Consider the following 20,300-nt stretch of genomic DNA (forward strand, 5'->3'; position numbering starts at 1 on the left):
ATTTATGAAATTTTGATTATCAAGACGTGGAAGAAAACATAGAAAGCGTAGAGGAGTGGGTCAGCAAGCTGGACATTGAAACCACGAAAGATATTCACGTGCCAAAACTTCTCTTCGATCAGGTAATAGGGCAGGATCAGGCAGGAGAAATTGTAAAAAAAGCTGCCCTGCAGAGGAGGCACGTGATTCTTATTGGAGAGCCAGGAACAGGGAAGTCTATGCTCGCTCAGTCGATGGTGGATTTTCTTCCAAAGAGTGAGCTTGAGGATATACTGGTATTCCCTAACCCAGAAGACCCCAACAAGCCGAAGATTAAAACCGTCCCAGCAGGGAAGGGTAAGGAGATAGTTAGACAATATCAGATCAAAGCTGAAAGAGAGAAAAGAGATAGGTCTAGAAGCATAATGTTTGTGATATTTTCAGTAGTGCTCTTGGGAATAATAGCGGCTATAGTGCTAAGATCTATTACGCTAATATTCTTCGCCATAATGGCTGCCGCATTTCTATACATGGCTATGGCCTTCAACCCAGTTATAAGAAACGAAAAGGCTATGGTGCCTAAACTCTTAGTTTCGCATTCATCTACAGATAAACCACCGTTTGTTGATTCTACAGGAGCACATTCTGGGGCCTTGCTTGGTGATGTGAGGCACGATCCATTCCAGTCTGGAGGTTTAGAAACACCTGCTCACGAAAGGGTTGAGGCTGGCAATATACACAAAGCCCATAAAGGGGTTTTGTTCATCGATGAAATAAACCTGCTTAGGCCGGAAGACCAGCAAGCCATATTGACTGCACTTCAGGAGAAAAAATACCCCATTTCTGGCCAGAGTGAAAGAAGTGCTGGCGCTATGGTACAAACTGAACCTGTCCCGTGTGACTTTGTTCTTGTAGCTGCCGGCAACTATGATGCCATAAGGAATATGCATCCAGCCTTAAGGTCCAGGATAAGAGGGTATGGATATGAGGTTGTTGTTAACGATTACATGGACGACAACGATGAAAATAGGAAAAAACTAGTACAGTTCATAGCCCAAGAGGTTGAAAAGGACAAAAAGATACCTCACTTCGATAAGTCAGCAATTGTAGAGATCATAAAAGAGGCCCAAAAGAGATCAGGCAGAAGAAATAAGCTAACCCTAAGGCTTAGGGAACTTGGCGGTCTGGTAAGGGTAGCTGGAGACATTGCGGTATCGCAGAAACGCAATATTGTTACTGCTTCGGATGTCATAGCAGCCAAGGCCCTTTCAAAGCCACTCGAGCAGCAGATTGCGGATAAATCAATTGAAATAAAGAAGATCTACAAAACATTTAGAACCGAAGGCAGTGTAGTGGGAATGGTCAACGGGCTTGCGGTTGTTGGTGCAGATACTGGTATGGCCGAGTATACTGGCGTCGTATTGCCGATCGTTGCAGAAGTTACACCTGCAGAACATAAAGGTGCAGGCAACATAATTGCTACGGGAAAACTAGGTGACATAGCTAAAGAGGCCGTATTGAATGTATCTGCTGTCTTCAAGAAAATAACTGGGAAAGACATATCTAACATGGATATACACATACAGTTTGTTGGTACTTACGAAGGTGTAGAAGGCGACTCGGCTAGCGTATCTATAGCTACTGCAGTTATATCTGCCATAGAGAATATACCGGTTGACCAGAGCGTAGCTATGACCGGTTCCTTAAGTGTCCGGGGCGACGTACTTCCTGTCGGCGGTGTAACTGCCAAGGTAGAGGCGGCTATAGAGGCAGGAATGGCAAAGGTTATAGTGCCAGAACTGAACTATAACGACATTATACTTGACGCAGAACACATTAACAGGATACAGATAATACCGGCTAGGACAATAGAAGACGTATTAAAGGTTGCACTCGTCAATTCCCCTGAGAAAGATAAGCTATTTGACAGGATAGCAAGCATAATCAACAACGCAAAGATAATAAAGCCGCAGAAACCAGTAGCATCAACTCGTGCTGGGCAGAATGTCGCATAAAGTGGTCTACTTCAAAATAAAATATAAGATAGATATCAATAAAATTGTAGGTTTTATTAGATCAACCAAAAATCTATTTCAATTGATAGACGGCAGGTGTTTATTATCCCAAACGCAGATCCTATCTGCAATCTCTAGGGCAGGAAGAAGGTACATAAAAGGGTCTCGAGTAAACAATGAAGGCATACTCATACTCATGTTCGTTTCAGCGTCAACACAGATCGATTCTGCAATAAGTTCATGCGGTTTGAAGCCAGATAGCAGTACTGCGGCCCTTATATATGATGATGAGTCAGACTATTCTAATTTCATTGCTAAATTTCCTGAGTTTGTAATGGTTGATCCCTTCGTCCCCTATGACGTAAAGGATGACAGCATTTTTGAAAAGATGTCGTATGTTGATGCCACGTTATAATGTGCAATTATTATCAACATAAAAATAAATAGTGATCTAGAAAACTCGCCTAAAAATCCAATCACATCACCGTTTATGCCTCCAAATCTTCTCGATATCATTGTCTTTGTCAATTGCACTATTAAAAGGTTCAAAGCTACAATTACAACATAAAGAGGAGAAAATATGAATGAAACTATTATTGGTATAGCTAAGAATTCTATTGTGTAACCAACACTATGCTTTCTAAATAAACTAATAAAATAGTCAGCAAGGCCTGGAACGAAAGGTTGCGAACCGATCAGAGAGATCATCATTGATGATCCAGAAACTACTTGTCCGATCAAAATACCGACAAGGCCTATATATAGGGTAGATCGCGCCAAAGAAAGAACTGCAATTCCATAAACAAAAATTACTGCGAAAATACCACCTGCCCCTACATGATGATCCTTAATAACCTCTGGTATGCGGGATTTATCCCTGACCATAAGTGCATCCCCTAAGTCGGCAGTAGCATCAAAATGGTTTAGGCCGTTGTAAATAATGATCGAAGATATGCTAAGGAAAGATGCAATAAGGTGAGAAAATTGCCAAGTTATGTACAAGATCGAATCGCCAATGAGGGCACCCACCGTAACAACCAGAGGCAAGAAAGTAATTGGGTTTCCAATATCTTTTTGCCTAGAGGGCACAAGTGTAAAAAATGAAAACGATGATCTAAGACCGGAAATCATCACACTACACCGCTTCTTTCTTTAAAAATTCTTTCAGAACGTTAAAGTCCTCCTCAGGTTTGTTGGATGTAAGGCAAACTCTTATGTGGTGTTCTTCCCCAAAGAACGATCCAGGCGCGAAGAGTATACCATAACGCTCTACAGCTAGCTTTGCAAGCTTTACAGATTCTATATTTTTGCTATAGCTCAAAAATATGAACGGTGCCCCTTCAGGTTCTTTGTACGATATGCCCGGCAATCCTTCCAAGTATTCTCTCGCAACTCGTAGATTTTTATTGATTAGATTGTCTTCAGCTTCCTTAAAATAGTTCCATTTTTGTATGGCTTGTGCCGCAATATATAGCGAAAAGCTGGCGTTATTTATCGACGTCAAATCCTTTATTCTCCTCATACCAGCTACGTTGTGCTCTGAGGATATTATCCAGCCAGTGCGTAGATTGCTAAGTCCGTAAAACTTTGTCATAGTGCCGCTTACTACCATTGTTTCAGATCCGTCAAAAAGGGTAGGCCGTGTACCGGACGGCAAAAAATCTCTGAACGTCTCATCTATATAAATCAAACCTTCAGAATGGATTACGTTATCCAATAAGGATATACGATCTGAATATTGGGCCGTAGGGTTATTGGGCAAAGTCATAGCAATGCTTTCATTCTTGGATATTCTCCCTGGCATAACTTTGGATTCTATTTTAGAGGTCTCAATGCCAAGGGACTCAGGCACGAGGAACATTGGTTCATATTCCGGCAATGGGACATGTATCCTCTTAGAAACGGAAGAAAGGTGCGACAAGGCGATGAATATTGCTTCAGTACCGCCTACAGTTGGTATTATTAGGTCTTGATCGACCCTAAGTCTTCTTGAGAGAGCCTCAGTGAACCTGTATTCTACTTCCCCAGCAGCATCAAGATAGTGCTCATAAGACGTATCTATGCCAAGCGATTTCAAGTCGGGTTCTGGCATACCGCTGTTCGAAAGATTATGCTTTGCTTTTTCTCTATACTCCCTGATAAACTCAAGCCACTGAAAAGTAAGCCACTGCATAAAGCAATATACTCTCTGGGTATAGAATTTTATTTATCATAATTTTGTTTATTCGATTCTGCGAACTAAATTGCATCTTTGGACATATCAAGCAGAGATTAGTTAGAATATGATACTATGATGCTGATCGCATTACCATCGCACCGTTCTCAAGAAGGCTTGGTAAAAGCCTTGACATCAACAACATAAATTATAAGGTGAGTATATATTCCTTTGTCTACTGCCAATTTGGCGAAACAATACATTATGAAGTTCATCGATCTTTTTTATGATCCATAAATCATTTACCAAAGTGTCTATAGAAAGGTGAAGGAAGCTAAATCATCTTGTCATAAAATAGATTTTATAACGTATGTATCGGATGGAGAACCAACGCAGGGCATTAATCTAATGAACGAAGTTCGCAGGCTAAAGAAAATTGGAATAAAGACAGCCATAATTACGAATTCATCCCTTATAGATAGGGAAAACATAAAACGTGATCTCCTGGAATTTGACTGGGTGTCTTTTAAAGTAGACAGCATAACGAATGGCATATAGAGGGCTTAGGATAGGCCTTATATAGCAATATCTATGTAGCAAATTAATTAGAGTATACTTGCTTTCCCTAAAGAGTACAGCGGCACTCTAGTAACAGAAACTATGCTGATTGGCAACTTAAGCTACGATTTTGTAGGAAACTCGAAGTTCATTAAACTTTTGAACCCTAGAAAAGCCTAAATATACGTTCCAACACGCCCATCAGCAGGGAAATGGGTCTCTATACCAGGCCATTCAGTCATCCATGAGACTTTCCAAGTGTATTCATATGAGCTTTGGTTCGGAACGTGTTTAGGTTTTGTCAGGCAAGATCGTTAACGATTTCTACGTAGGTTCAAGTACCGAACAGGATCTGCTTTCCTTCCTCCTTGTCCATCCTACGAACGAGAAGGCGTTCAGAGCTTCGATTGTGGAAAATACAAGGGTGTGCTTGAAAAGCTTGCCTCAAGCGGATTGATAGTTTCAGTCCTTTGAAGGGGAAAAAACGTAGTACGTCTTTTGGCCAATTGCAGATAAAACTAATAAACCGCATATACGTTTTCATTTAATCACGCTTATTGTTAATGTTTTAATTCTTCATAAGAGGTATTCATCGAAATAGCGATCAGATAAATTGTATTTCATTCGTAAATGCCTGCCTATATGTGATTAAAATTCGGTAGGCTTGATTCGGTTTTATACTGATCAAAGCACGTATTGTATGCGGTTAAACCTAATGGATTAAAACAAATAAAAAAATACGAATATAAATAAAGAATGGATCAGCGAGGATGTCTAATTGGCCAAGTTCTTAAAATAAAGGCAATCGAGGGGAAATTCCGGGATAAATTAAACGGGCCCGCCGGGAATCGAACCCGGATTAGGGGCTCCGGAGGCCCCTGTGATATCCGTTTACACTACGGGCCCTTCACTGTTTGTATCCTATTTTCCTTAGCAGATCCCTCCTCTTTTTCTTATCGTCATCGGATTCAACGCCTACTGGAGACATGCCATCAATAACGCCAAGTACGCCATTCCCATTCTCTCCCTTGTATATAATTATCTTTAGGCTGTTTGCTGTAGCTGCAAAAATACCACCTACTTCCTGGCAGCTTTTTACTGCATTGAGTATGTTTATCGGATATGCATCTCTCAGCAATATCACAAACGTGTGCCCAGCAGATATTCTCTTGATATTTTCTATCGCAGCGTTGACAAGTTCATCGTCATTGCCTTCGTACCTGATAAGGCGATCACCGCTTGCTTCGGAAAATGCAATCGCGTATCTGCATTTTGGCATGCTTGTATGTACTATCTCGTTGAGGTCTTCTACAGTCTTTATGAAATGAGAATAACCAACTATTATGTTCGAATCGTTAGGTACTATCATATCCACAGCTTCGATATCCATACTTGTTGTAATTGCTTATCTTCTTAAATTGCTTTCCCTAGTGCGATCTGTTGCGTGATAATCTTTGATATCCTATAAATTGGTGATGGTTTATGGAATATTCTTATTAACGGATTATCAATTGAGTTGCATGGATTTTTTCTCCGAAATCAGGGAGAAACTGTTAAACGGCGAGATTGAAAGCAAAGAGGAACTCGAAGATCTAAAGGTAGAGCTGTCTAGGAAGTACCATCTTGATTATGTTCCTGGAGATGTTGAAATTTTAAATTCGTACGAGTTCGATGACGATGTAAAGAGCATGTTGAGGAGAAAGCCTACAAGAACGATATCTGGGGTTTCTGTTGTTGCAGCTATGACATCACCGGATCGCTGTCCTCATGGAAAATGCATCTTCTGCCCAGGCGGAGTAGACAACAATTCACCACAATCATATACTGGATTTGAGCCAGCAGCCCTTCGCGGAAGGAACAATAGGTACGATCCGTACATGGAGACCTTTAGCAGGATCAAGCAACTGGAAACTATCGGTCACGATACTTCAAAGATAGACCTCATAGTAATGGGCGGCACGTTCACTGCAAGGCCTGTTGACTATCAAAATTCATTTATAAAGGGATGTCTGGATGCTATGAACGGATACATATCCAACGATCTGTATCAGGCAATAAAGATAAACGAGACGAGTGAACATAGATGCATAGGCCTTACTGTTGAGACAAAGCCAGACTGGTTCTTTGAGAAGGAGATAGATGATGCCCTGAATTACGGGACTACTAAGGTAGAATTAGGAGTTCAAAATATAAACGATCGCATACTCCGCATTAACAACAGGGGGCATACAGTAGAGGACATAGCCCGTTCCACACAGCTCGCCAGAGATGCAGGGCTTAAGATCGTATACCATATAATGCCTGGTATGTATGGTTCAAGCCCTTCACTAGATAGGGAATCATTCTTGCTTATGGTTAACGATGAACGTTTTAAGCCAGATATGTTGAAAATATATCCAACTCTGGTTACAAAGGGCACGGCTCTATACAACCTGTGGAAAAATGGAAAGTATAGGCCATATACAACCGAAGAGACGGTCGAATTAATAGTTGACTTCATGAAGATGATGCCGCCGTGGATAAGGGTGCAAAGGATACAAAGAGACATACCTGTTCAGTTTATTGTAGCCGGTGTTAAGAGATCAGATCTAAGGAACCTAGTGGAAGAAAGAATTAGGAAGGAAGGTACAAAAACTAGGGAGATAAGGTACCGTGAAATAGGACATTACAACGGAAGCGTTGAAAACATCCATCTTAGTGTTGACAAGTATGAGGCTGCAGGGGGCACGGAATATTTTATCTCCTATGTGACCGATGACGATCATATAGTTGGTTTCGTAAGGTTGAGACAGCCATCCGAAATGGCGCATAGACAAGAGATGCTTGGATCTGCAATAGTTCGTGAGCTCAAGGTGTTCGGGCAGGAGGTGCCGGTAGGCCGCAGAGACTTAAAGAATTGGCAGCATCATGGCTATGGCATGCGATTAATGGAAGAAGCAGAAAGGATAGCGAGGGATGACCTTGGCTTGGATCGTATACTGGTAATAAGCGGTATAGGAGTAAGGCAGTACTTCAGGAAGATAGGATATGAAGACCTAGGGCCGTACGTTGCAAAATCTTTAAAGTAATGCATATTTCATTTCATTGTTTCGGAAATTTTATCTATATTAAGTTATTGTGTAAAATTTAAATATCATATACTAATCTAACGGAAAGATGTTTGCCTCAATCATCATACTTTCCACGATCGTGTTGATTATGGCGATCTACCTTATATATAGCATATTAGAGGCAGAAAAGATATGATATTTCCTGCAGAGGATGTGTATTTCTGGTCGAAGTTCTTTGCTACGGAGAGAGCTGTCTCAGGTGTTATAATAATATTCATATACCTTGGAATAACATCAATTTTCTCCTACGTCCTATCATTCTATATTGCTAAGATATACAGGGATGAGCCAACTTTCCTGAGAAAACTAACTGGTTCTGTAATATCATTCTTCGAAAAAATTATAGGGGAGAGCGAGAATCATCAAATGGAATTCAAGGAGTATTTTATAAATCTTCTTCTTTTCAATTTTTTTGCCGGTCTTATATCTTTTCTCGTTATAATGTATCAGAAATACTTGCCTTTTTCATACTATGCGACTGGCATGAGCCCTTCACTTGACTTCAACACAGTAGTTAGCTTCCTGACAAACACAAATCTGCAGCACTACTCTAACCCCTTTCGGCTGTCTTACTTTAGCCAGACCTTTGTTATCACCGGCTTAATGTTCTTATCTGCTGGTACAGGTTTTGCAGCTTCAATGGCTTTTGTCAGGGGTCTCCGCACAGATGTAGGAAAAATAGGCAATTTTTATCATGATTTTCTTGTATCAATTTTTGATCTGATACTCCCCCTCTCTATACTTGTTACGATAATACTCATACTCGCTGGAGTACCAGAAACAATTCAAAGATTCATATCTGTAACGCCTTTTTTTACGAATAATACCGTGAACATACCGCTTGGGCCGGTAGCTACGCTTGAAGCAATAAAAAATATTGGAACAAATGGCGGTGGATTCTACGGTGCGAATGCTGGCTTTCCCTTTGAGAATCCGGACTGGTTTACTAATTTGCTTGAATTTGTTTCGTTCACAATTATACCCTTAGGCTCCCTCATGGCACTAGGTATCGTATTTGAAGATAGAAAGTTCGGAAGGATGCTCTATTATGTGATTATGTTCTTCTTTGTTTTTGACGGCCTCTTCGCTTTCTTTGGCGAATACGTTGGCGTCCCCTTCTTGCACATTGGATACTATACTGGAAATATGCTTGGGAAAGAGACTGCGATCGGAGTATCTCAGAGCAGCATATTCGCTGTGGGCGCAACTCTAACCTCTACAGGTGCTTCTGATGGAGCCCTCGTCTCTTACACTCCTGCCGGAATAATTGGCGTCTTGATAGGCCTACTCTTAAATGACCCGTTAGGTGGAGTAGGAACAGGAGTTCTCAATATATTTATGTATATCATATTCACAGTTTTCATCGGCTCGCTTATGGTTGGAAAGCTGCCAGAATTGATGTCCCTCAGGATAGGCTCCAAAGAAATAAAGTACTCTACGCTCTCACTAGTCACGCACCCACTCCTTGTTGTAATTCCGTTGGGGATAACGCTGATGATACCGCACCTGAGCTCTACATTTGTAAATCCAAACTCTTCGAGAATAACTGAATTACTCTATGAATTTGCTTCAGCAGCTTCAAACAACGGATCTGAGATGGGTGGTTTCTTAACAAATCAACCGTACTTTAATTATCTGGACGGGGTTATTATGCTTCTTGGCAGATACTTATTGATGGGGTTCCAGCTTGTTATAGCGCAGTCTTTTTCTATTAAGAAAGCCAAGGTTCAGTATTTAAGATCGATAGATACAAGCAACTCAGTCTTTGCACTTCTGTTAATATCTGCAATGCTTATAATTGGCCTTCTATCTTATTTCCCTATAATAGTACTTGGGCCGCTTCTATCTTGGACTCACGATTTTAGCCTGATTGTGGGGGCGATTCTGTGAACCAGAACATAATTTACACGGTTTATGGAGATTTAAAGTTGACACTTAAAAACATGAGGCCGGATGTACTCCTTCACAATCCAGTAATGTTTCTAACCGAAGTATCACTCTTTGTATCTATTTTTATATACATTTTCCCCAGTTTCTTCGGCGTGCCATACACTGGTACGTATAGATCTTTTTATGTTGCAGTAGTTGTGTTGTTGTTCCTTACTGTGTTTTTTTCAAGCATAAGCACTGCTTTGTCCGAAGGAAAGAGTAAAGCAATAACTGATTCATTAAAGAAATTCAAGACCGATGTTATTGCTCACGTACAAAAAGATGGAAATATAGTCGATGTGAGATCGAACGAACTGAAAAAGAATGATATAATAATTATTTACAAAGACGAAATAGTGCCAATAGATGGAGAAGTAATTGAAGGCTCAGGCTACGTAGATGAATCTAACGTAACGGGAGAATCACGGGCAGTAATGAAGGTAATCGGCGATACCGTTACTGGATCGACGAGGCTTGTTACAGATAAACTAAAGATAAGGGCTACAGCAGACCCAGGCAGCACGTTTATAGATAAGATGATCGAACTCGTTGAAAAGTCGACTAGAGAAAAGACTCCAAACGAAATATCGCTTACCGTATTCTTGTCAGGTCTTACACTTATTTTCCTCGTAATAACTGCTTCTATATTCGCTATTTCACATTACTTTGGAAGGACAGCAAATATTGTGATGCTCATAGTTTTGCTGATAGCTCTGATTCCAACAACAATTGGAGCACTGTTGCCGGCAATAGGTATAGCTGCAATAAATAAGGTATCCGAATACAATATAATTGCAAAGAGTGGGAGGGCAATAGAGAACGCTGGAGACATAGACACTATAATCCTAGACAAAACCGGAACAATTACCATAGGAGAAAGGAAAGCTGTAAAATTCTATCCGAACAAGGGCATATCAGACGTAGAGTTTGCAAAACTTGCCGCCATGTCATCATACTACGATCAGACTAAGGAAGGCCTATCGATTTTCGAACTGGCAAAAAAACAAGGAGCAGAGATAAGCAAAGACGATCTTAAGGGTTATGAGTTCATACCATTCTCGTCTGAAACAAAATTCAGTGGTATACAATCTCCTAGCGATACTGTAATAAAGGGATCCCTTAAGGCCTTAAAGGAGAAGTTCCAAGTCGCAGATGAATTCATAGAAGCATTATGCAAGGAAATATCTATGCGAGGAGGTACAGCCATACCTGTTGTTCACAATGGGAAGTTTGCTGGTGTCATCGAACTTCAGGATTTGATAAAGCCTGGCATTAAAGAGAGAATATCCGAGATTAAAAACATGGACATAAAGACGGTTATGTGCACAGGCGATGACGAGGTAACAGCACAATACATATCGGCCCAGGCAGGCATCGACGAATATATTGCCAACTCTAAGCCGGTGGACAAGTACAACGTTGTGATAAGGGAGAAGGAGGGCCAGAGGATGGTTGCCATGGTCGGAGATGGGACGAACGATGCACCAGCTTTGGCTAAGGCGGATGTTGGGCTGGCAATGAACAATGGTACTCAGGCCGCAAAAGAGGCCGCAAATATGATCGATTTAGACAGCAATCCGACAAAGCTTATGGATGTAATATTTCTTGGCAAGCAGATACTCATAACTAGAGGATCGCTAACAACGTTTAGTATAGCAAATGATATATCGAAGTATTTCGTAATAATACCAGCTATATTTTATATGTTTCCAAGTTTATCTCTCGTGAATATCCTTGACTTGACAGATCCCATAGTTGCAGTTACATCAGCTTTGATCTTCAATACTATCATTATAGTCTTTTTGATACCGTTGGCATTAGGCGGAGTACATTATAAACCCACATCAATTTCTGAGATGCTAAAGCGCAACCTTATGATATATGGTATTGGGGGAGTTATTACACCTTTTATAGCTATTAAGCTCATATATATGCTGCTCATTGCATGGGGGGTGACATGGTGAAGAGTCCACTAAAGGCGTTGGTTATTTCGCTCGTATTCCTGTTCGTATTGGGCTTTTTATTCCCTACCGTTACTTCGCTGATCACCGAGAAGGCTCTGCCTAACCAGTCCGAGGGCCAGCCAATTAAGATAGATGGTAAGGTATATGGAAGCTATTTGCTGGCTGAAGCCTTTAATTCTTCAATATTCTTCCATCCAAGGCCTTCTGCCATAGGCTATAACCTTAGTGAATCAGGCTCATACCCCTATTCCTTAGGGAACCCTGAGGTGCTAAACCTCACAGAAAAATATTTGGATGAGTTTCTGAAGGATAACCCCGGAATAAACGCATCTCAGATCCCTTATGCAATGCTCTCATATTCTGCCTCTGGCTTGGATCCGAATATACCTTTACAGGGTGCTTTAATACAAATACCAAGAATATCAATCGCACTTCACAGCATAACCAATAATTCTGTATCTTTATGGGAGAATTACCTAAACGATCTTGTAAACAAGTATACAACGCAGAACTTCCCGTTTTTCGGTTCCTATTACGTCAATATAATGTACCTTAACGTTAATATCTTAGAGTACCTAATGAATAATGGGTACATAAAATCCCTAAATTCAATTCCGCCATGAAAATTCGAAGGATTATTTTTTGAATAGTATACTGTCAAAGTCTCCTGTTTTCATGAGATCTTTAATAATGCTATTAACACGTATTTTTCCGTTTTCACCGGCCTTTACTCCAAGCACAACTGCATCTGCACCTGTGCTTGCTGCCCCATTTAGGACAGATTCTTTGAGGTCATATTTTGTTCCACCCTTTATAACAGTTACGTTGTCACCAAAGTTCGACACTATCTCATTCATATAGTCGAAAATATAGCTGAACCTATGTGTAGGATTTGAATCAAACGCCCTAAGGTCAGCCAACACTGCTTTTGCCCCCATAACTTTTTTTAACGTAAGGCCGAAGGCCACTGCACTCCTTGTGTTTATGGTTTCGCTGAGTGGTATGTAGATCGATTTGTAAGGAAAATTTTGGGTTTTTACAGATACAAGTGCAGTAGGTGATTCTGCCTTCTTTATAACCTGATTTGACACAGGGCCAGAAGTTATTCTTGTTATTATCGATCTCTTTTCAGAGGCTATTATCACTAGATCATAAGAATGCCTGTTTATTTCGTTGATGAGCGCTGACTTCACATCGCTGCTTGTTATGATCTTTGGTATTATCTTTATATTTCTAGCTAACCCTTCTTTATAAGCGTTGGTTACGACATTTATCTTATTTGTCCACATTATATCTTTGGCCTGATCCCTCACCGTTACGGCACTTATCTCAGATCCAAATACGTCTGCAAGAGCCATAGCTATGTGAAGGACGCGCCTTGAGCTTCGGCCTTCAGCCATGGGTACAGCTATTTTGCCCAAGTGTAGTGAGTATGGTCTTGGGATCTCAAACATAGTAAATAGTACTCACATTTGTTATTTAATCTTTTGTGTTTTTAGAGATAATGCTGATATTATTTATCTAACTCGATAGTTGCTGTATATGAAAAATGTTGCCTTAGATAGATTATTATGATCAATGATTATTTAAATAATAATGGTACTGTTTGACACTTTGTTTTAATAATATGAACTAAATATATTACCAGCAATAAAAAATAATAACTGCAACTTGTTGTCGGATACAAAAGGCAACATGGTAAAAATATAAATCAATCCTATACAATATACCTACATTGAGAATTAAAACTATATCTATATACGACGGCACTGTAGATAGAGATGCTGTGAAAAGCCTTCTCGGGGAGAGTACAATAATGGTATTAGACATGGACGCCATACAGCATCACACCCTCAATGTAAGTGAATACACTTACCTATCCCATTTTTTTAGCATAGTAGTCGTCAATTTAGCTAGGAAGCTAAACGACTTAATAGATAGCATCATGGCCGGATCGTCTATGGTTGTTATCTCGCCATGGGTGAAAGAACGGGTTTTACGTGATTTCCTTGACGTTTCGGAAAACGTCGTAATGCCGTACGTGAATGTGGCACTTCTGCATGTATATCAGGATATGGGAGGCCAATATTATTTAGTGGAATACCCGATTGATAAGCCGTTTAAGACAGCGTTCTATCTTGGTGTACCTCCAGACGATACGTATACCCAAGTAGATGGGTTCCCTGACAGCGTGAAGAATATTATATTCAGGGATTCAGCGAATAAATAGACGCCTTGTCCCCCTTTTGTCAAACGAAGTCCTTACTACAAAGTTAGAAGCATTCATCATTGCTCTCTGGAGTTCGTTTATCTTTCCAGGTCTTGAAAGAACAAGGATGAATCCCTGAGATCCGCCGCCCATCAGCCTTGCTGCGGATGCTCCGTTCTTCAAGGCGCTCTCTATTATGGTGTCTACACGCCTGTTCGTAGTCTTTTGCCCTAGGGTCTTCTTTATTTCCCAGCCGTAATTTATTGCCTGATCAAATTCGGAGTAATCGTTATCGATCACTGCTTTTCGAAGCCTGAAGGCAACCTCTTTTAGCTGTAAAAGTTTCTCCGTGGTCTCCTGATCGCCCTGAGTGGCCGCTCTGACCTGATCTATAAGTACTTCTGAACTCTGCCTAGTATGGCCTGTATATATGAGGATAATTCTCTTTTCTAATTCAGATGTGAAGTCCCCATACTTGTCAAGCATCTCATACTTTACACCATCGCCGTTGAACTCCATGAACTTGAACCCACCGAGTGCAATTGCATATGGATCTTGTAACCCCAAAACTATGTGGAAATAATTCTTTTCTATATTGTATGATTCCCTGGCAATACTTTCCCAATTGTACTTCGTTTTTCTTATTATCGAAGTTAGATTGACAAGTGCTGACATGGCTGCACTTGAGGATCCGAGCCCTGAACCGGGCGGCACGTCACCGCTCATTATTATTCTGCCAGTCCTTAGGCCGCTTCTTAAAAGGTAATCTAACATCCTACTAGATACTGTACTTGGGCCGTGCATGTTTATTATATAGCTTTTAACAAAGTCTCTAGATGATAATTCTGTCTGGTAGCCGTCGTCTATGTACCTTACGGTTACACCTCTGTCGATAGTTGCGTTGACTACCGCACCACCGTATTTCGATACGAACGGCTCTATATCTGTTCCACCGCCTCCAAATGTTATACGGAGTGGGCTGTATGAAAGTATCACTCTGGAATATCATAAATACACTATAAAATATTGTTTAACTCTCATAACACAAACTATTTTATTTTTCTTAATAGTTGTGTGTTCCATGAAAGTAGTTATATTTGGAGGGACAGGACTCATAGGGAGAGCCATATATTCATCGTTGCCTCACGATTTTTACATAGTGTCAAGATCGGCGAAGGGACAAGAAGGTCAGGCGCATATTATCGGATTGGACGAAATAGACAAAATTAAGGAATGTGATGTCGTGATTAACCTTTCAGGATATAGCATCGCATCCAAGAGATGGAACAGAAAAGTTAAGGAAGAGATAGTGCGAAGTAGGATAGATACAACAAGGCTGGTGGTAAATTTCATACGAAACTTAGAAAAGAAGCCTTCCGCGTTTCTATCTGGATCTGCCATAGGTTTCTATGGTCACAATACCAATAAGGAACTCACAGAAGAAGATCCGTTTGGAAGTGGCTTCTTGGCTGATCTTGCAAGATCCTGGGAAGAGGAAGCGATGCAGGCAGATGGGATTTGCCGGACAGTATTGTTAAGAACGGCAAACTTTTTAAGTCCGAAGGGCGGATTCCTCTCTGCTCTCATCAATCCAAAGTCAAAAAACGTAATGTACTTTGGTGACGGGCGGCAACCCGTATCGTGGATGCATTACGCCGATTACGTAAAGGCTGTAGAGTTCGTTATAGAAAACGCTAGTATCGCTGGGCCAGTGAATATGTCGTCTCCTCAGCCAGTCACATTCAAGGAGTTTGCTGAGGCTTTTTCAAAAAGTCTTGGTAGCCACATAAGATCCATACCGGAATTCTTAGGCAAGATCGCACTTGGATCTGAGATGTACAGAGAACTTATGTCAGGTCAAAAAGTTATTCCGAAGAAGTTGATTCAGGCCGGATTCAAGTTTGATTTTCCAGATATAAATACAGCTGCATCATCCATAGCTTCGCTTATGAAATAATCTTAAATGTTAGAAAAATCTATCTTTGCCTTGGACGGATCTTTTGCAATCATGGCTACCCTGCTTTCTACTCTGTCTGCAACAAATTGGTATCCAAGTTTTTCGGAGAGGCTGTGAGAAAATTCTAGTATTTCACTGTGTGGAGGCATATTATTAGTGCTAAGCTTGCTTATTGAGTATCCTACGTGTACATAACCCTTAGCTTCAATGAAATCTGGATCTCCTTTACTATCGAGTTTAGCATATTCTTCAACGTATGGCATGTTTACGTCCCTAACGAGGGTATGCCTTATAACCTTCCTTGTGTTAAGGCTTGGCAATAGTTCAAGTGTCTTGTTTAGATTTTCCCATCCATTGCCTATTGATGGCTGAAGAAGCTGATTGAATATCTGCTTGTTTGGTGCAGCTACAGTTACGTATAGTTGTGTTGGCAAAGGATCGAGTTTTTCAAGAACCATTGGCAAAGTGCCGTTAGTAACAAGGAACGTGCTTATGCCTCTCTTCTTTGCCGCTGCTATAAGCTCTCCAAGCCTGCTATATAGGGTTGGCTCGCCCGTAAGCGATATTGCCATGTGTTTTGGGTGTGTGGCCTCTTCCCATATCTCCTTAGATACCTTTGGGTTTCCCTTGAATCCGGATATTAGCTTCAGGTGTTGCTTAATGCTCTCTTCAAGTATAAATTCAGGGTCATCTTCATCGGAAATATGCATGGAATCAAAACCCTGAAAGCGCCAGCAAAAAGCACAGTTTTCTGTGCATGCGTTTAAGGCTGGTGTCATCTGTATGCATTGGTGTGATTTTATACCATAAAACGTGTTTTTATAGCAGCCTTGGCCTCCTAAGAGTTCATCTTTTGTCCAGTGGCATACCTTTACGGCAGAGTGCTTTCCGACAAGCCCGTAATGTTCCTTCTTGTATATGTCAGCGTAGAGGTTATTCACGGATAATGCATGCAGAACCTATATTTAACTAAATCGTAACAAAAATAATTTTAAAAATGTATTACATTAAATTTTAGTCCTCACCTGATGAGGACTCAGAAGACGGCGACTTAGGTGGATTCGAAGAGGAACCGCTCGACTTTGTCGCAATCACATCGTCTATGCGGAGTATCATTATTGCAGCTTCGGTTGCAGATTCAATGGCCTGCTTGCCCACCCTTATTGGCTCTATGACTCCGTTGTTAACCATGTCCTCTATTTCGCCGCTGAATACATTTACACCAGCATATTTGTTGCCCTTTGCGTGTTCAGCTCTCAGCTTCAGTATTATGTCTATAGGATCTAATCCGGCGTTTTCAGCAAGGGCTCTGGGCACTTCTTCGATGGCATCTGCGAATTTTTCAATTGCAAGCTGCTGCCTGCCACCTATTTTCTGTGCATATGATCTGAGCCTTACTGCTATCTCTGCTGCAGTTGCTCCACCACCAGCGGTATAGGCTCCATCCTCGAGAGCACTGGCAACTACGTGCAGCGAATCAGTTATGGATCTCTCCATTTCATCAACAACGTGTTCAGTCTCGCCTCTAACTAGAACACTTACCGCTTTCGGATTCTTGCAGCCAGTAACAAAGGTCATGTAGTCGTCTCCAACTTTGACTTGTTCTACTCTGTCAGCGGATCCAAGATCACTAGCCGAAATCTCATCTATAGTTGAGACAACTGTCGCGCCTGTAGCTTTTGCGAGTTTGTCCATATCGCTCTTCTTTACCCTGCGTACTGCGTATATCCCTTCTTTCGATAGATAGTGCTGGGCCATGTCGTCTATTCCCTTCTGGGTAATTACAACGTTGGCACCCACGGATTTAATTTTTTCAACCATCTCTCTGAGCATGTTTTCTTCCTGCGCTAGGAACTTCTGTATCATGCTCGGGTCTTCGATCCTGAGGTTTGTATCAAATTCAGGCTTCTTAATTTCGAGTGGGGCATCTAGGAGGGCAATCTTTGCATTCTTAACTACATCCGGCATTCCAGGGTGGACCTTTTCCTTGTCTACTATTATTCCGTTTATCAACGCAGTGTCATCTATTGCACCACCCTGTTTCTTTACGACCTGTATATTGTCAAAATCCACGTAATACTTCCCATCCCTAAGCTCTGCTACAGATTTAACAGCTTCATAGGATATCTCTGCGAGTTTGTCCTTTGCTACAGATGCACTTTTGCTGTTAAGTGATGTCTGTGCCAACTTTATAAGGAGCTCCTTTTCGTCTTTGCCGATCTTTGTTGATATTTCATCTATGATCCTCTTTGCCTCTTCAGAAGCCATTCTGTAACCTTCAGATATGACCGTTGGGTGTACATTCTGGTTTATAAGTGCCTCAGCCTGCTGTAGTAGGCCGCCAGCGATGATCACTGCGGTGGTTGTTCCATCTCCAACAAAGGAATCCTGTGTCTTAGATACCTCTACCATCATTTTGGCAGCAGGGTGTTCTACATCCATCTCTTTGAGAATTGTAACACCGTCGTTGGTAATTACTATGTCGCCAAGAGAATCCACCAGCATCTTGTCCATTCCCCTTGGGCCAAGGCTGGATCTGACAGAGTTCGAAATCGCAATTGCTGCCTCTATATTCTCTTTCATCGCATCCTTGCCGCTCTCTCTTTTTGTACCTTCCTTAAGAATGAATATTGGTTGTCCCGCTATCATAGCTATCTAACAGAGTAAAAATAAACTTCTATATAAGCATTTCTAGAAATAATCTCTAATTTATAATAATGTTTTAACATCGACCGTTGATAATATCCTCAACTTTCTCCTTTAGTTCCTTGGCTGCTTTCTTTACGTTCTCAGCTGCAAGGATAGCTGAAACTACTGCGATGCCATCTATGCTATAGCCGCAAAATTTTGTTATAGTTTCTAGATTTATGCCTCCTATGACAAAAATTGGTATCTTCACAAAATGTCTTGCCTTTTCCAGTATTTTTATATCGTAAATTCCTGCGTCCTTCTTTGTATCGGTGTGAAAGAAGGAGCCGAATGCAACATAGCTTGCGCCCTTTTTTTCAGCCTCAGTTGCAAGTTCGAGGTTTCCGTAGGTTGATACTCCGATTAGGCCATTGAAAACGTCCCTAACTTGCTCAATTGGAGGATCATCTCTACCTATATGAACTCCATCTGCACCAGCTTCTTTAGCTAATTTAGGATCGTCATCAACGAAAAATGGTATACCATAATCTGCAGCAATAGATGTTAGTTTTCTCGCAACCTGCAGCTTAACTGAATATGCATTCGTTTTGTCCCTGTACTGTAGTATGTCGACACCTCCCTCTATGGCATCGATGATCTTTTCGTAAAACTCGGCACCATAGTAGTCGTACGTTACGAGATAGAGCCCTCTAAGCTTTTTTTCATTCATGAAAGCCCCATCTTCATTGATTTTTCAACGGCATACCAGAAAGGATCCTTTTCCGGTTCACCTATTGGCTCTGATCCATCCTTGAATTTAATTCCTTCATCCTTCGTTGTCATCTTTCCTATTACATAAGAGTCTATTCCTGATTTCGTGAGTCTCTTCATGAACTCGTCTGCATATTCCGGATCAATAGTCATCAGCAGCGTGCCTTCGCTTATGGATCTTAAGGGATCGATTCCGAATAGGGAATGTATCTCCTTTACGTAATCGTCAACGTGTATAGCTTCCTTGTCGATTGATACGCCATTTCCAGAGGCTTCAGCGACTTCGTACACTGCTCCAAGTAGTCCTCCCTCAGTGGCATCGTGCATGCTGGTTATCGCTTTTCTTGTTCCAAATTCAATAGCCTGAATTGCCTCATCCACAGTGCTTAATTTCCTGAACAATTCAAAGCCGTAACGATATTTATCTTCACCAAGGTTTTTCTTAACGTGATTTGGAAAAATCCTAGTGAGTAATGATGCTGCTTCTATGCCTGCAGTTTTCGTCATAATCATAATGTCACCTGGCCTTGCCATAGCTGTAGTTACATATTTGTCATCATCGGTGAAGCCAAACATGGTTGCTCCGCCTACCATTGGAAATCCTGTATTTGCATACCTAGCCGTATGCCCCGTTATGATCGATGTCTTGTACTTATAAGCCTCTTCATGTACAGTCTTCCACATTCTCGCTATCTCTTCATTAGAAATGCTAATGGGAAGGTTTAGATCTACTGTCATATATTCGGGATAAACACCCGCCGTGGTTATATCAGAGGCCAATATGTGGTATGCAAACCAAGCAGAATCTTCATAACCAAACACAGGGTCGAAATAGAATGGATCAGTTGTCACAGCCATTACCTTTCCGTTACCGATGCTTATAATGCCAGTATCAACTCCATTCTTTGGTGGAACCTTATCTTCAGGTCTTCTATATCCAGTGTAACGAAGTATACTCTCGGTGAAAAATTTTCTATCTAATTTCCCAGGATTCTCCAAATACATCACCATCCGCGTGCTTATTG

At 41.1% G+C, this 20,300-nt stretch carries 19 protein-coding genes and 1 tRNA gene; 10 read left to right on the forward strand and 10 right to left on the reverse strand.

Annotation, left to right across the window (positions count from 1 at the left end; genetic code table 11):
* The first annotated feature begins 26 nt into the window (after positions 1-26).
* Both lonB and cgi121 read left to right on the forward strand, forming a co-directional pair.
* Entirely contained in the window at positions 27-1,994 is a 1,968-nt protein-coding gene (gene lonB / locus TVG_RS02575) for an ATP-dependent protease LonB (protein ID WP_010916752.1), read from the forward strand.
* Complete coding sequence (gene cgi121 / locus TVG_RS08290) at positions 1,984-2,409, forward strand: KEOPS complex subunit Cgi121 (RefSeq protein ID WP_010916503.1); 426 nt, start codon at positions 1,984-1,986, stop codon at positions 2,407-2,409. The genes lonB and cgi121 overlap by 11 nt, the downstream gene beginning before the upstream one ends.
* Here the strand turns inward: cgi121 and cobS are convergent.
* Both cobS and TVG_RS02585 read right to left on the reverse strand, forming a co-directional pair.
* Positions 2,349-3,125, reverse strand: a complete 777-nt coding sequence (gene cobS / locus TVG_RS02580; RefSeq protein WP_010916753.1) for an adenosylcobinamide-GDP ribazoletransferase — start codon at positions 3,123-3,125, stop codon at positions 2,349-2,351. The two genes, cgi121 and cobS, sit on opposite strands and share 61 nt — an antisense overlap.
* A gap of 4 nt (positions 3,126-3,129) precedes the next feature.
* Positions 3,130-4,167 (reverse strand): pyridoxal phosphate-dependent aminotransferase, encoded by a 1,038-nt coding sequence (locus TVG_RS02585; RefSeq protein ID WP_010916754.1) that lies wholly within the window; start codon positions 4,165-4,167, stop codon positions 3,130-3,132.
* Between the two features lie 390 nt (positions 4,168-4,557).
* On the opposite strand from TVG_RS02585, the gene TVG_RS08445 reads away from it, so the two are divergent.
* The gene (locus TVG_RS08445) at positions 4,558-4,707 is read left to right on the forward strand and encodes a hypothetical protein (RefSeq protein ID WP_156769052.1); all 150 of its coding nucleotides are present in this window, start codon (positions 4,558-4,560) and stop codon (positions 4,705-4,707) included.
* Positions 4,708-5,005: 298 nt separating this feature from the next.
* Positions 5,006-5,164, forward strand: a complete 159-nt coding sequence (locus TVG_RS08450) for a hypothetical protein (protein WP_156769053.1) — start codon at positions 5,006-5,008, stop codon at positions 5,162-5,164.
* A gap of 376 nt (positions 5,165-5,540) precedes the next feature.
* Here TVG_RS08450 and TVG_RS02595 read toward each other — a convergent pair.
* Both TVG_RS02595 and TVG_RS02600 read right to left on the reverse strand, forming a co-directional pair.
* Positions 5,541-5,613 (reverse strand) — tRNA-Arg (locus tag TVG_RS02595).
* A gap of 1 nt (position 5,614) precedes the next feature.
* The gene (locus tag TVG_RS02600; RefSeq protein WP_010916755.1) at positions 5,615-6,097 is read right to left on the reverse strand and encodes an adenosine-specific kinase; all 483 of its coding nucleotides are present in this window, start codon (positions 6,095-6,097) and stop codon (positions 5,615-5,617) included.
* A gap of 130 nt (positions 6,098-6,227) precedes the next feature.
* On the opposite strand from TVG_RS02600, the gene TVG_RS02605 reads away from it, so the two are divergent.
* The 4 genes from TVG_RS02605 to kdpC all read left to right on the forward strand — a co-directional run bounded on the left by TVG_RS02605 (position 6,228) and on the right by kdpC (position 12,333).
* On the forward strand, positions 6,228-7,775 hold the full coding sequence (locus tag TVG_RS02605) for a tRNA uridine(34) 5-carboxymethylaminomethyl modification radical SAM/GNAT enzyme Elp3 (RefSeq protein WP_010916756.1): 1,548 nt from the start codon (positions 6,228-6,230) through the stop codon (positions 7,773-7,775).
* 174 nt (positions 7,776-7,949) lie between these two features.
* Positions 7,950-9,707 carry a potassium-transporting ATPase subunit KdpA gene (kdpA, locus tag TVG_RS02610; RefSeq protein WP_010916757.1) on the forward strand — a complete coding sequence of 586 codons (1,758 nt, stop codon included), beginning with the start codon at positions 7,950-7,952 and terminating at the stop codon, positions 9,705-9,707.
* Positions 9,704-11,710 carry a potassium-transporting ATPase subunit KdpB gene (gene kdpB, locus TVG_RS02615; protein ID WP_010916758.1) on the forward strand — a complete coding sequence of 669 codons (2,007 nt, stop codon included), beginning with the start codon at positions 9,704-9,706 and terminating at the stop codon, positions 11,708-11,710. Before kdpA ends, kdpB begins: the two co-directional genes overlap by 4 nt.
* On the forward strand, positions 11,704-12,333 hold the full coding sequence (gene kdpC, locus TVG_RS02620) for a potassium-transporting ATPase subunit KdpC (protein ID WP_010916759.1): 630 nt from the start codon (positions 11,704-11,706) through the stop codon (positions 12,331-12,333). Before kdpB ends, kdpC begins: the two co-directional genes overlap by 7 nt.
* 12 nt (positions 12,334-12,345) lie before the next feature.
* Here kdpC and TVG_RS02625 read toward each other — a convergent pair whose 3' ends face one another.
* Positions 12,346-13,164, reverse strand: coding sequence for a universal stress protein (locus tag TVG_RS02625; protein WP_010916760.1), 819 nt, complete (start codon positions 13,162-13,164; stop codon positions 12,346-12,348).
* 281 nt (positions 13,165-13,445) lie between these two features.
* On the opposite strand from TVG_RS02625, the gene TVG_RS02630 reads away from it, so the two are divergent.
* Positions 13,446-13,940: a hypothetical protein gene (locus TVG_RS02630; RefSeq protein WP_010916761.1), complete on the forward strand. Its 495-nt coding sequence runs from the start codon at positions 13,446-13,448 to the stop codon at positions 13,938-13,940.
* Here TVG_RS02630 and TVG_RS02635 read toward each other — a convergent pair.
* Positions 13,926-14,915 carry a kinase gene (locus TVG_RS02635; protein ID WP_010916762.1) on the reverse strand — a complete coding sequence of 330 codons (990 nt, stop codon included), beginning with the start codon at positions 14,913-14,915 and terminating at the stop codon, positions 13,926-13,928. The genes TVG_RS02630 and TVG_RS02635 overlap by 15 nt on opposite strands.
* A gap of 85 nt (positions 14,916-15,000) precedes the next feature.
* Between TVG_RS02635 and TVG_RS02640 the strand changes: the two genes are divergently transcribed.
* Positions 15,001-15,876: a TIGR01777 family oxidoreductase gene (locus tag TVG_RS02640; protein ID WP_010916763.1), complete on the forward strand. Its 876-nt coding sequence runs from the start codon at positions 15,001-15,003 to the stop codon at positions 15,874-15,876.
* 2 nt (positions 15,877-15,878) lie between these two features.
* On the opposite strand, the gene twy1 is transcribed toward TVG_RS02640, so the two are convergent.
* The 4 genes from twy1 to TVG_RS02660 all read right to left on the reverse strand — a co-directional run bounded on the left by twy1 (position 15,879) and on the right by TVG_RS02660 (position 20,274).
* Positions 15,879-16,817, reverse strand: a complete 939-nt coding sequence (gene twy1 / locus TVG_RS02645) for a 4-demethylwyosine synthase TYW1 (RefSeq protein ID WP_010916764.1) — start codon at positions 16,815-16,817, stop codon at positions 15,879-15,881.
* A gap of 73 nt (positions 16,818-16,890) precedes the next feature.
* Positions 16,891-18,525, reverse strand: a complete 1,635-nt coding sequence (gene thsB, locus TVG_RS02650) for a thermosome subunit beta (protein WP_010916765.1) — start codon at positions 18,523-18,525, stop codon at positions 16,891-16,893.
* 73 nt (positions 18,526-18,598) lie between these two features.
* On the reverse strand, positions 18,599-19,234 hold the full coding sequence (gene thiE, locus TVG_RS02655; protein ID WP_010916766.1) for a thiamine phosphate synthase: 636 nt from the start codon (positions 19,232-19,234) through the stop codon (positions 18,599-18,601).
* Entirely contained in the window at positions 19,231-20,274 is a 1,044-nt protein-coding gene (locus TVG_RS02660; RefSeq protein WP_162009530.1) for an AIR synthase family protein, read from the reverse strand. The genes thiE and TVG_RS02660 overlap by 4 nt, the downstream gene beginning before the upstream one ends.
* Positions 20,275-20,300: the final 26 nt, after the last annotated feature.

The sequence above is a fragment of the Thermoplasma volcanium GSS1 genome (assembly GCF_000011185.1).
In the GTDB taxonomy this organism is placed as follows: Archaea; Thermoplasmatota; Thermoplasmata; order Thermoplasmatales; family Thermoplasmataceae; genus Thermoplasma; species Thermoplasma volcanium.